Consider the following 12,384-nt stretch of genomic DNA (forward strand, 5'->3'; position numbering starts at 1 on the left):
AATAAGATAAAACGTAGTCGATTCGTGACTTAACCAGACCCGGCTGTTTATACCTTTAGCGAGCCTGGCCTGCCTTTTTTAATAAGTCAACCACTTTATTGATCGGTAATTGGTCTACCTGATGTCCCTGATCTCCTATAACGGTTTGGGCAGCAAAGAGTGAATTGATAATCGCTTCTTCTGTGGCTTCGATAGCGGCCATGAAAAGTGGCGATACATTGTCGTTACGGAGTACGTTCACTTCATCGAACGAGCTTTGGGTGTCGTGCAGAATTTGATAGGCAGTCGATACCGCAATCACGTAATCACCACTACCGTTAGAGGCAATGCCCCCCGTTCTGGCTAGTCCCATAAAGGCGCGTTTGGCCAGACGTTTGAGATTGCGGGCATCCAACGGTGCGTCGGTTAAGACAACCATCATACAGGAACCATCCAGATTTTCTTTGAAGGAATACTTGCCCAAAGCCGCGCCAATAGGGACGCCAGCTAGTTGCAAGGCACCGCCGAAGTTTGTCTGTACTAAAACGCCGACTGTATAATTTCCCAAAGAGACAGGTAATTTACGGGACGACGTACCAATGCCACCCTTAAACCCAAAGCAAACGGTTCCTGTACCAGCGCCAACATTGCCTTCGTCTACGGGGCCGGTTTTAGCCTGTTTAATTGCATCCAGTACGTGCTGCTTTGTTACGTGTCGGCCACGAATGTCGTTTAGGAAGCCATCATTGGTTTCGCCCACAACCGAGTTCACGGATCGTACCTGTTCGTTGCCTGCCTGGGTTAGCGTATAATCAATCAGTGCATCGGCAGCCGTGGGGACACTTAAGGTATTGGTTAAAACGATGGGCGTTTCCAGCGTACCGAGTTCTTCGATCTGGCTATAGCCCATCAGTTTACCGAAACCGTTGCCAATGTAAATAGCAGCCGGGCTTTTTTGCTGAAACTGGTTGCCCGTATGGGGGAGGATTGCCGTAACACCCGTACGAATAGTCTGCCCCTGCTTGAGGGTAACCTGACCTACCCGAACGCCTGGTACATCGGTAATGGCGTTGAGCGTACCCGTTGGCATTACGCCAAATCGGATGCCGTATTCGCGCGGACGTTTAGGTGTTTGGGCCATAATAAAGCCAGTAATAAGCAGCAAGTACGTTGTTGAGACAAGATTATAGCGGGAGGATAAGGCCATTTGACAGGTCTATTTACTTGCTGCTCAAGTTACTGGATTATGGCATTGAATAGCCAGGCAGGCCCAATTTTATTGGCAATCTGTTTTCAGTAGTACATACTCGTAGCCTTGAGCTGGATTTTTTAGCACCCATTTTCCTTCCTTTTCAACACGTTCTCCATCGCGCCAGATTACTGAATCGCCTTTTAGCGTGAAAACAACTTCGTATGCCTGCGTTACACCCTCGCCCGACCGCTGCCAGTCGGCCTGAATTTGGTTGTTGGTTCGTGTGCCATGTATGGAGCCACGGGCCCGATCTTTCTCAAAAGGGATTACATCTAGCTCACCCGTTACTATTGAATCTTTAATAACCAACTGGAGCGTAGTGGAATCCCGCCCAACGATTTGCCGGAAGCATAGTGTATCGGGTAGGGTCTTTTCTACTGCGTTAGTACGTACTGTCGAGTCGCCTAGGGTGGCTGATTCAGTTTTTGCCGAACGCTGACCACAACTCGTAAGAAGAAATAACAAGGCGATAGGAGCGAAGATGAGACGCATTTTTATCGTTGACGTTTAATGATTGTACTGGTTAATCCGGCTACTATTCCTTCGACTGTGATCATGATCGTTTGGGGCGTTTTTACAACCTGTAGTACCATGCCATTGCAGGTGGAGCAGCGAAGTACTATGCCCGGCCCCCGGACATAAGCCAGCAGAGTTGCAAATTGGCCTTCCTTTTGGCAATGGCTGCACGTTGTCTGGAGCACGGTAACGTCAAAGCCGAGCAGCATTTGCAATTCACCAGCTACGGCATTGCCATCCAATCGAAAGGCTTCATTAATCGTATCGGTTTCTGTATTCATAGTAGGGCCAGATTTAGTGTATACATCAGGCACCGGTTGGGCCAAATCGTTCCGTACGAATCGTATAAGTTGGTAAGCCTACATCAACCAGCGTATTCGCTACCTGCTCTACAAGGAGGGTAGGGCCGCAGACAAAACAGATTGGCTGACTGGCAAACTGGTTCAGCACTTCAGTTAACATTGTACGATCTACCCGACGTTGGTAGCCGGTCCAATTTGGTGGGGCCTGACGTGTATAGGTGAGCAGTAATGTAAAATGAGCATCCTCCTCGGCTAACTGTCTCAGCTCCTGCCCATAAATGGTTTCCTCGGCTGTGCGGACACTAAAGAGTAGAATCGTCGGGTTTGTGGCACCAATCCGAGCCCGGTGGCGAAGCATAGCCATGAGCGGTACAATGCCAGACCCCCCTGCAATCAGCAATAGGGGCGTAGTGGCCAGGTTATCTTTCCAGACAAAATAGCCGCCAATGGGCCCCCGTACTTCCAGCGGATCACCTATCGAAATGCCTTCATGCAAATAGGAAGATACTTCACCGTCGTCAATTAATTCAACTGTGAGGTCAATTTCACCCGTTTGCTCAGGGGGCGATGCAATTGAATAACTACGTTCGGCCTGGTAGCCGTCTTCTGCCGTTAGCCGAAGATCATAGTGCTGACCAGCTATATGAGCAATCCACTGCGGTAGTTGTAGGGTAAAGGTTTTTACACGAGGTGTTTCCTGCGTAATGGCTTTTACCTGGGCAATCTGCCACTGAAATTTTTCCATGCTGTTGTTCAGTCGTCCGTCCGATACCGTTGTTCCTTCCAGGGATCACCGTACATACTGTAACCTCCGCGTTCCCAGAAGCCAGGCTTATCTGATTCCATAAACCGTAAGCCCTTGATCCACTTGGCGCTTTTCCAGAAATACAAATGAGGGACCACTAGCCGGGCGGGGCCACCGTGTTCGGGAGTTAAGGGTTTTCCATCGAAGTTTATACCGATGAATGCTTTACCCAAACGGAGGTCATCAAGCGGAATATTGGTTGTATAATCGCCATAAGAGTAGGCCATTACGTAACGAGCTTCAGGCTTTAGGTCAACATGTTCAAGCAGCGTTTCTATGCTGACGCCTTCCCAGTGCGTATCCAGCTTCGACCACTTCGTTACGCAGTGAATATCGTTCGTAAACGATTGCTTCGGTAGGGCATTGAACTGCTCCCAGCTCCATTGGATGGGTGTTTCTACGAGCCCCTCCAGCGCGAATGACCAGGTAGTCAGTGGAATACGAGGTGTTGGGCCAGCTGTTAATACGGGGAAATCGTAGGTTTCGTATTGGCCAGGTGGAATCCGTTCACTGGATGTGGACTCGCGTTTTCGTCCGAACCCTTTGTTGAAGAATGAAGCCATGATCTTAGTTCTTAGAAAATTGAAGGAAGGATATGGTCAGGTAATCAGCCTAAACTAGTCACAATCTGCTAAAAAAGAATGAGTTCTGAAACTACTGTTGCTGGCAGCCATAGTTAATTAGTAGAGGATTCATAGAAAATCAGTCGATTTTGCAACTGGGAAAGTTGTTGCTGTAAGTCTTCTACGCGATCCAGCAAATCACTGACTACGTCCAGATCGTCGGCATGAATTGCCAGATCCTGATGCAGGCGGACTAGCTTCTCCAAGCGGCCCAGTTGCTCGGGTTGGACATAAGTGGTTTGCTCAACAATCGTTGTTTCGATCAGGCCATTATCGGCTAGGGTTTCAACAAACGTGATTTCAACATGATGATACAGGCAAAATTCACGGACTGAGATCAGATGGGTCGTTTGCATCTTTTCTAGGGTTAAAGGGTCGATAATTGGCGGAATAGCTCTTTTTGCTGATCTGTTAGATTGGTAGGGAGCTTTACCTGCCAGGTAATGTACAGATCGCCAAAGGAACCTTCCTGTTTGTAGATCGGGAAGCCTTTGCCTTTCAAACGAACTTTCGTGCCTGATTGCGTTTCTGGTTTTACGGTCAGTTTTACTTTGCCGTCCATTGTTTCAACGATACGTTCGCCACCGAGCATAGCCGTATACAGGTCAATTTCCTCATCGACATACAAATCATTGCCTTTTCGCTTGTAGCGGCTATCATCGGCAATAACGAAAGTAATGTACAGGTCGCCGTTAGGGCCACCATTTACGCCTGGAGCGCCATAACCCGCCAGCTTTATTTTTTGACCGTTTTCAATACCTGCTGGAACCGTAATTCGGATGTTTTTTCCATCGACGGTCAGGGTTTGTTTATGCGTGGTGTACGCATCACGTAGATTGAGCGTCAATTCGGCCTGGTAATCCTGTCCTTTAAATTTAGCCTGCCGCCGACCTCCGCCCATTCCCGCATCCTGCCCAAACATAGACGAGAAAAAATCCGAGAAATCACTTCCCCCGAAACCGCCCGAGAAATCGTAATCGCCGGTATCTCCCTGGGCGTATTGTGGACGTGAACGCTGTTGCTGTTTAGCTTGCTCAAACTGTTCAGCATGTTGCCAGTCTTTGCCGTATTGATCGTATTTCTTGCGCTTTTCGGGGTCGCTCAATACTTCATTGGCCTCATTGATCTGCTGAAATTTCTTGTTGGCCTCCGTATCATTTGGGTTCAGATCGGGGTGGTGTTTCCTGGCCAGTTTCCGATAGGCTTTCTTGATGTCTTCGTCCGACGCCGTTTTCGGTACGCCTAAAACGCTGTAGTAGTCGATAAAATCCATAAGAGGTGGGTGTGTTTTGGGTAACAAACACGCTTACTAAACACAGAAGAGGTAGGTATGGTTGTAAAATTAATGGGCGATAAGTTGCCGAAGGAGGTGATTCTTATCAACTCATATTTCCGTAATTTGCTGCGCTTAAGTCTAATCCTGAAACCTCATGAAACTAATCCGTCAACTCGTTTTTTGCATCGTTAGTATTCTCATTAGCCTATCTCTTCACGCTCAAACAAATGCTAAAACCGGCTCATTAGCTGATGTTGCGTTTATGGAAGGGCGTTGGCTGGGAACCTTCAATGGTGGGCCTATTGAAGCGGCCTGGATAGCCCCCGTTGGCGACAACCTGACTGGGTTTATGCGCATGATGCGCGATAATAAAGTTACCATGTACGAAATGCTGATTTTTGAGCAGACGGAGCAAGGCCCGATCGTTCTGGTAAAGCATTTCAAGCCTGGCCTGATTGGGCAGGAGGAAAAAGACAAATCGGATCGCTACCGGTTCATCGAAGCTGGAAAAGATAAAGCCATCTTCGAGAAAGAAGACGGCTCTATTCGCATTATCTACGAAAAACGATCGGCAGACCAACTGGCTATTCAACGGGGCCAACTGAAGGATGGAAAGTGGGCATTTACCGACCTGTTTGTATTCAATCGCTTCGGGAAATAGGCTACTTCTATTAATGCTCAAACGAATAGGTTTTGCCTGGTTCTAACAGCGGGTGCGGGCCTTCAAATCCAGTTTCGGAAAGTGTGTAGGTTACGTTCTCGAAAAAAGCCTCTGCAATCCAGGCTTCAAAGCGAAATTCGAAATAGTTGTGTGCCGTATTGGTGATGGAGAAAACCGAATAGCGATCCGGGCAAAGTTCGAATCGGAGCGAAATGGCTTCGGGGGCTTGTTGAGTAAAATGGACTTGCCCATCTGAATTGGTCATTTCCCGCTGAATGGCTTTTCCGTTTTTAATGGCGCATTCCACATAGCGCAGAATTTGTTTATTCGGGTCAACGATACGAATGGTTAGTCCAGTGCCGGGAACGGTTCGGCTGGTAACTAGTGCAAAGTCTCTCAGCGGACGTGGGCGACTGTTCAGTATTATCTGCTTGCCCTGCTGTTTCCAGGTACCCTGACCCATTCTGTCGAGTGCACCGTAGGAGAAGAAAAAGTCAAAGGTAGAATCGGCGTTTAGTTTGATGCCTGAGCCTACTTCACGAACACCGGATAGGTAATATTCGCCAGTCATTGTTTTTTTAGAGGATTGCGCAACGGATTTACCTGCCATTAGGCAGATTATCAATCCAATCGCTAGTGGACGAATGAGAAACATGTTGAATCTATTTATGCCGGAAAGCTATAGGTTCCATTCGCCAATTAAGAGCCCCACTTGGTAACAGGAGGAGATGGGTAAACAAAAAGGGGAGCGTGACAAGTAAATCACGTCCCCCTTTTTATTCTCTGGGGTTTGGGCGGACCCGTCGCGCCAGACTATCTTACTTCCCGGTGCTGAGTTTGGATGCTTTCGCTTCGTTCAACTCGTTAAGTAGTTCCGCTACGGCTTTATCTAACTGAACGTTTTTGTCGGTATAGCTTTCGCCAATTGGACGCGCTACCAGAATATCGACCGGGCGAGGAGCTAGTTCCATATTTTTACCTGTGTTGTCCGTAATTTTAATGAACGGCAGGCGTAGGTTCGATCCATCAATGAGTTGTGCGGCAGACGTGTAGATAATCCAGCCTCCTGTAGGTTCACCCACCACTTTACCCAGCTTGAGGGTCCGGTAGCCTTCCGTAAAGTCTTCCGCATCCGAAAGCGAGTGTTGGTTCGTGACCAGAATCGTAGGTCGTTCCAGCGCCCGTTGGCCTAGCTGAGTTCGCGCCGGGGCCGATGGTAGTCCGCGTGGGGTCATGGTCATGTAGCCTTTACGCGTAAATACGTCCAGCGCATAGGCGTTTACGAACCCCCCATTATTATTCCGAACATCGACCACAACACCTTCACGAGCATGGTTGTCAGCGTCTAAATCAATGTTCAACTGCGCCAGCGACTCCGCCGACATATCGAATAAATGCACATAGCCGAGTCGTCCGTTACTGGCTTTATTTACGTACTCGCGCTGCTGCTGTACCCATTGCTTATACAGAAGTCCTTTCTCGGTGGCCAGATTAACGGGCCGTACCACTACCTCGCGCGGGGGAGCCGTTGCCGACGAGGCAATCATCAGCGAAATCCGACGATTGATCTGGTTTTCCAGCAATTGATCCAGATTTGTAGTCGCGTTGATTTTCGTATCATCGACGCCCAACAGATAATCCCCTACCTTAATCGTACCTGCTATATCGGCGGGACTCAACGCAATCACTTCGGTGATTCGTAGTCGACCGGTGGTTTCATATTCTGTGCGGTCGAAACGGAGTCCAAGACGTCCCGTTGTTGTCTGGACAGACCCCGCAGGTGCCGAAATGCCCGAGTGAGATGCATTCAGTTCGCCAAGCATCAGGCTGATGAGCCGACGTAATTCATCAGGTGTGCGAGCACCCGCTGCCAGGGGCTCGTATTCGGCGCGAATGGCTTTCCAATCGGCTCCATGAAATGTGGAGTCATAAAAGCCTTTGCTCTGAATGTCCCACGCCTGGCGGAATACCTGCACTTTCTCATCGCTGAAATCAACATCCATTTCTGCAGTAATACTCAGTGGTTTCGGCTCCCGTCGATCCAGCGCAACGGATTGGATTCGGCCTTGCTCGATGTAGAAAATCTCTTTGCCATCGGAGGAAAACTGAGCCCCGCTTTTGTTGCCTGGTGTTGACGTTAACTGCCTGGCTACGCTTTGTTCTCGCCCTAATTCATCGAGTGAATAGGTGTATAAATTCTGCTGGCCCGCCACTGTAGCAATTAGCAACAGCGTTTTGCCATCCTTGCTAATGGAGTGAGCATCTACATCGACACCCACCGGCAATAAGCTGAGCCGTTGCCGAATGTCCTCGAAAACGATTTTGGTTGCTCCACCTTTACTGGCTTTGTCGGCAGTATCTGCTCGCGCTGTGGTGTCACGAGCCGGGGTTTTTGCGGTTGTGGACGGTGGTGTTGTGGGTTTTAGTGTTTTTGGAATTTCTTCATTGAACAGATCCCGGAACTGATCTTCCCGGAATTTGGGCGGACGAGGTACTAAGTCAATTCGGGCAATTTGCGCTGTTTCGGTACGCTGGGTTGTACTGAACAAAATGTATTTTCCATCAGGACTCCAGCTCAGATTACCACCAAATGTATTGGCCAGAAAACTAATGGGTTTACTATCGCCACCAGCAGCCGGGATAACCGAAATATTCCGAAAAGTTTTAGCCCCGTACGATGCAAAGGCAATCCATTTCCCATCCGGCGACCAAACGACTGAGCCAGACGAAGCCAACGGTGGGCGACCCAGATACGCCTTTTTAAGCAGCCGTTCTTTTTTTGTGGCCATATCCAGTACGCGTAATTCTTGCCCATTTCGAATGAACGCCAGCAATTTCCCATCGGGCGAAAACACAGGTGAGCTATCATCAGTGAGGTCGTTGGTTAGTCGGGTCTCATCGCGTGTAGCAAAATCGTACCGATAGAGATGTGTGGCCCCATCCCGCCCTGACAGGTACACAAGTCCCCGGCTGTTGGGTGTCCAGATAGGTTGCGATTCATTGGCCGCGTTATGGCTGATCCGCGTAGCATCGCCCCCATCTTTGGCCGAGGCCGCAAATACTTCGCCATGCACCGTGAAAGCTACTTTCTTGCCATCCGGCGATAACGCCAGTTCCCTGAATTGGCTGGTCTGTTTCAAGTGTTCCACTGCCGGGCTGGCAGCAACGCCCCGGAGCCGGATTGAAATTGGGCTGGCCTGACGACTGGCGATGTCATATTTCCAGAGGCCAAAATCGCGCTCAAACACGATTGTTCGACCGTCGTAACTAATGGATGGCCACAACACCCGACCACTGGTAAACGTAGTTAGCAGGGTTGGTTTACCAGGCAGCGCCTGCGACCACAGGTTTTGTACCTGGTTCCGATCTGATACGTAATAGAGTGTTTTACCATCCTGGCTCCACATGGGCCAGAGTTCTTTGGCACCACTTTCCGTGATTCGCTCGTAGGCCGTGTCTCCTTTTTTTGCATCCAGATGATAGAGCCAGATTTCAGCTTCATCGAGGTGGCTTCGGCCTTTCCGCCACCACTGGTTAGAGGCAATTCCCCGTGCCGAAAAGGCCAGCGTTTTGCTATCGGGGGAGGGTGCGCTATAGAACTCATTCGCGTAGCGATCTGCCGTAACGGGCATAGGCGTTCCGCCTGTAATACTAACCCGGTAGATATCGTTCATGCCGGAAATGTCACGGCTGGTCGATTGGAAATAAACTAGTTTGCTATCGCGTGACCAGGCATTCAGCACCTCGTTGCCATCGTCATAGGTAAGCCGTTTGATCGTGCCGGTTTCCAGGGTAAGCAGATAAATGTCGCCGTTGCCGGTACGTGATGAGGAAAAGGCTACGTATTTGCCATCGGGCGAATAGAGTGGGCGTGATTCGTTGTCAGGATGGGATACCAGCAAACGGGCTTCGCCACCACCCGTTGGCACGGTCCAGATGTCGCCACCCGATACAAATGCTAGTTCGCTCCCATCGGGCGAAAGGCTGGGTTCGGCATAAGCAAATTTGGGTGCTGGCGTAGGTGGCTGCGTTTGCCCAACGGATGGAATCGCAACTAGCGTGAGTAGTAAGCAGTGAAGTAGTAAACGTGTTGGAGAAGTGTGCATTGGGGAAAAGAGGATTTTATATCCTCTAAAATTAAACATTATGCTCGATTCGCCCTACACTGTACTGAATCAGATTAGGTGAATTTTATCGAAGCAATTCGGCTGGTAACTGGCTAATACTGCGAATCTGAATGTTCTTATAAAACACTTCTGCGCCTTCCGATTGCAATTGAATTTTACCTTTCGTGAGCGGCACCACCTGCCCATCGACAAGGTGGCGCGTGTGGGTCAATACCAGATTGACTTTGCCATTCATGACATGCAGGCATGTATCGCCGACACAATATAGCTCCAGTACATTCCACTGGCCCGATGGTTTTTCGGCGTCAGGATATTTAAGGCATGACCGACCAACGGGTGTTTTGTCCTGAAATATAATTGGCGTGGCTCCTGGCTCATACCTATAAGTCCCTTTATCCGTTTTACGAGCTGATATGTCCGCCAGAACGTTCATAACGCCCCAATAATCACCACAGTCGCCCTCCTGTACCTGCAATTCAAACGACTCCATCCATAACATGGGGGTTCCGTGCGGGCCTACGCTATGATATAGTAGCCCACTATCGCGGGGGCGGTCGAGTTTGGGAGGCCACTTTAGTGTTCCCCACTTGAATTCCATTCGGAGATGGTAATTCTCAAACTCAGCCAGCGTATTGATACCGCCGAAGGTTTCACCCGATATCCGCAGGGCTGGTTGGCCCTCTACGGTCGTTACCGAGAAAACATGATTTGGGTCGTTATTGAGGCCAATGGGCGGGCTTTTTTCTGCCTGATTATCTTTCGCATAAGGGCGATCAAGGTAGGTTTCCCAACCACTTAAGTTTTTTCCATTGAAAAGAGATTGCCACCTGTCTGGCTGAGAAGAGGGTTGCGCACGAAGGGAAATGAGCGAAATCAGACTGAGGCATATCGGTAAGAAGAATTTCATTCGCGTTAAGGGGTTTTGGGAAGAGGAAAAGGGGATAACGAAAAGTGGTAAAAATAAAAATGCATAACTCAGCAGTTATGGCATTTTTATTTTTACAATTCCTGCAACTTCATATTCCGCCAGCGGACTTTAATACCGCCACCATCATGGATTTGTAAGGCTACAGAGCCTTCGCCTTTACCAATTTTTTCGTCTGTTAAATCAACCATAGGTGTACCGTTCAGGAAGGTTTGAACATGATCGCCTTCTACCCGAATGCGGAGTTTATTCCAATCGGTAGGTTTCAGAATGGTTTCTTTTTCGTCGGGAATCTGCACCAGCCAGCCACGACCGTATGATTCATAGATACCGCCCGTATCATGATTGGGTGGAGCCACTTCTACCTGCCAGCCATTCACTTTAGTGCCCTCTACCGTTGACCGGAAAAATACACCACTATTGCCATTGGCTTCCTCTTTGAATTCCAGTGTCAAGTCGAAATTCTTGTAGAATTTCTCGGTAGCCAGATAGCCGTATTTCTTGTCAGGACCGCTTTCGCAGATGAGTTCGCCGTTTTCGACATACCATTTTTCGGTACCGTAAATTTTCCACCCGCTTAGATCTTTGCCATTAAACAGCTTAATGGTTTTGGTTGGGGCTGTGAAGGCCAGTACAGTTAACATAAGGCCGAAAGCAACGCAGTATTTCATTGATTAGAAGTTTGGGGTGTATTATTGATTTTTGGGTATATAATTACCGACTGGCCATGATTACGCAGACGGGAGCGGGTACTTTCACGGAGTGACCAGTATAGGTTAGTTTTCCGGTTTTTTGATCGCGTTTGAAAATCGTGATGTTATCCGAATCCTGATTGGCAACAAAGACAAAATCCCCTTTGGGATCAATCAGGAAGTTTCGGGGTGTTTTCCCTTCCGTAGATTGATCGCCCACTTTGGTCAGCTTGCCATCGGTACCGATGGCAAAAATAGCCAGCGAATTGTAACCCCGGTTTGACTGATACAGGAATTTGCCTGCCGGGTCAATATGAATATCGGCACTGGTATTCTCACTGGTAAAACTGGGTGGTAAGGTCTTCACATTGTCTTCCAGTAAGGTTAGAGCACCCGTTTTGGCATTTCGTGAAAACACAGCCACCGAGGAAGTCAGTTCTTCTACTAAATAGGCGTATTTTCCATTAGGATGGAATGTAAAATGGCGGGGGCCCGATCCAGGCTTTACAGCTACATAGGGTACTGTTGCTGGTTTTACTTTGCTGGCCTTAACGTCAATGTCGAAGATCGTAAGCTTATCAATGCCCAGATCGGCCACATACAGGAATCGGTTATCAGGGGCCAGTGTCGCGGAGTGAACGTGTGCTTTTTCCTGCCGCTTGGCATTAGGCCCAGCCCCTGTATCCTGAACAGTATCGGTTGCCGGGGCCAGCGTACCATCTGCCTTGATAGGTAATACTGTTAGGCTCCCTCCGCCGTAGTTAGCAACGAAAGCTGTTTTTCCCGTCTGGTCAATACTAACATGGCAGGGGGCCGAGGCTAGAGAAGGCTGGCTATTCAGAAGGGTTAGTTTACCTGTAGTCCGGTCAATGGAATAGGCGCTCACACCGCCTTCCGTTTTAGCCGCTGCTTCGTTTGCAGAATAGAGGTAGTTACCTGAAGGGTGAAGGGCCAAAAATGATGGACTTTTTGCATTAGAGACCGATTGGACCGGTTGCATGGTACCTGCTTTTCGGTCGAACTCAAACACATAGATACCTTCGCTTCCCCGCGTGGAATAAGTACCAATGTACATGATTTCTTTGGCCGACTGAGCTTGTGCGGCCAGGCTTAGGCCAATCAAAATGGTTGTTAAGGGTTTATTCATAAAAACAATGATGAGTCAAATTAATAAGAGCAAAGCGGCTTTAAACTACCGATGTCATTTTTGTTCATCGTAGGGTAGG

Annotated in this window: 13 protein-coding genes; 1 reads left to right on the forward strand and 12 read right to left on the reverse strand. The window is 48.8% G+C overall.

Translation table 11 applies throughout. The features are described from left to right. Positions 1-55: 55 nt before the first annotated feature. The 7 genes from ACYVGO_RS03110 to ACYVGO_RS03140 form a co-directional block, all read right to left on the reverse strand. Positions 56-1,120, reverse strand: a complete 1,065-nt coding sequence (locus ACYVGO_RS03110; protein ID WP_460967789.1) for a DmpA family aminopeptidase — start codon at positions 1,118-1,120, stop codon at positions 56-58. A gap of 135 nt (positions 1,121-1,255) precedes the next feature. Continuing rightward, positions 1,256-1,723: a hypothetical protein gene (locus ACYVGO_RS03115; protein ID WP_460967487.1), complete on the reverse strand. Its 468-nt coding sequence runs from the start codon at positions 1,721-1,723 to the stop codon at positions 1,256-1,258. A 2-nt stretch (positions 1,724-1,725) separates the two neighbouring features. Next, positions 1,726-2,028: a DUF6510 family protein gene (locus ACYVGO_RS03120; RefSeq protein ID WP_460967489.1), complete on the reverse strand. Its 303-nt coding sequence runs from the start codon at positions 2,026-2,028 to the stop codon at positions 1,726-1,728. Positions 2,029-2,053: 25 nt separating this feature from the next. Beyond that, positions 2,054-2,794, reverse strand: coding sequence for a ferredoxin reductase (locus tag ACYVGO_RS03125; protein WP_460967491.1), 741 nt, complete (start codon positions 2,792-2,794; stop codon positions 2,054-2,056). A gap of 8 nt (positions 2,795-2,802) precedes the next feature. Continuing rightward, positions 2,803-3,417, reverse strand: coding sequence for a sulfite oxidase-like oxidoreductase (locus tag ACYVGO_RS03130; RefSeq protein ID WP_460967492.1), 615 nt, complete (start codon positions 3,415-3,417; stop codon positions 2,803-2,805). A gap of 113 nt (positions 3,418-3,530) precedes the next feature. After that, positions 3,531-3,833 carry a chaperone modulator CbpM gene (locus ACYVGO_RS03135; protein ID WP_460967494.1) on the reverse strand — a complete coding sequence of 101 codons (303 nt, stop codon included), beginning with the start codon at positions 3,831-3,833 and terminating at the stop codon, positions 3,531-3,533. Positions 3,834-3,844: 11 nt separating this feature from the next. Then, a complete protein-coding gene (locus tag ACYVGO_RS03140; RefSeq protein WP_460967495.1) occupies positions 3,845-4,750 on the reverse strand; it encodes a DnaJ C-terminal domain-containing protein in 906 nt (301 codons plus the stop codon). Positions 4,751-4,907: 157 nt separating this feature from the next. On the opposite strand from ACYVGO_RS03140, the gene ACYVGO_RS03145 reads away from it, so the two are divergent. Beyond that, entirely contained in the window at positions 4,908-5,414 is a 507-nt protein-coding gene (locus ACYVGO_RS03145) for a DUF6265 family protein (RefSeq protein ID WP_460967497.1), read from the forward strand. A 10-nt stretch (positions 5,415-5,424) separates the two neighbouring features. Here the strand turns inward: ACYVGO_RS03145 and ACYVGO_RS03150 are convergent, their stop codons facing one another. The 5 genes from ACYVGO_RS03150 to ACYVGO_RS03170 form a co-directional block, all read right to left on the reverse strand. Further along, a complete protein-coding gene (locus ACYVGO_RS03150) occupies positions 5,425-6,069 on the reverse strand; it encodes a hypothetical protein (protein WP_460967499.1) in 645 nt (214 codons plus the stop codon). A 163-nt stretch (positions 6,070-6,232) separates the two neighbouring features. Then, positions 6,233-9,520, reverse strand: coding sequence for a S41 family peptidase (locus ACYVGO_RS03155; protein WP_460967501.1), 3,288 nt, complete (start codon positions 9,518-9,520; stop codon positions 6,233-6,235). 85 nt (positions 9,521-9,605) lie between these two features. Continuing rightward, positions 9,606-10,448: a 3-keto-disaccharide hydrolase gene (locus ACYVGO_RS03160; RefSeq protein ID WP_460967503.1), complete on the reverse strand. Its 843-nt coding sequence runs from the start codon at positions 10,446-10,448 to the stop codon at positions 9,606-9,608. Between the two features lie 92 nt (positions 10,449-10,540). Then, complete coding sequence (locus ACYVGO_RS03165; protein ID WP_142770392.1) at positions 10,541-11,137, reverse strand: 3-keto-disaccharide hydrolase; 597 nt, start codon at positions 11,135-11,137, stop codon at positions 10,541-10,543. Positions 11,138-11,180: 43 nt separating this feature from the next. After that, positions 11,181-12,305: a lactonase family protein gene (locus ACYVGO_RS03170; protein WP_460967505.1), complete on the reverse strand. Its 1,125-nt coding sequence runs from the start codon at positions 12,303-12,305 to the stop codon at positions 11,181-11,183. Positions 12,306-12,384: the final 79 nt, after the last annotated feature.

The organism is Spirosoma migulaei (genome assembly GCF_054776855.1).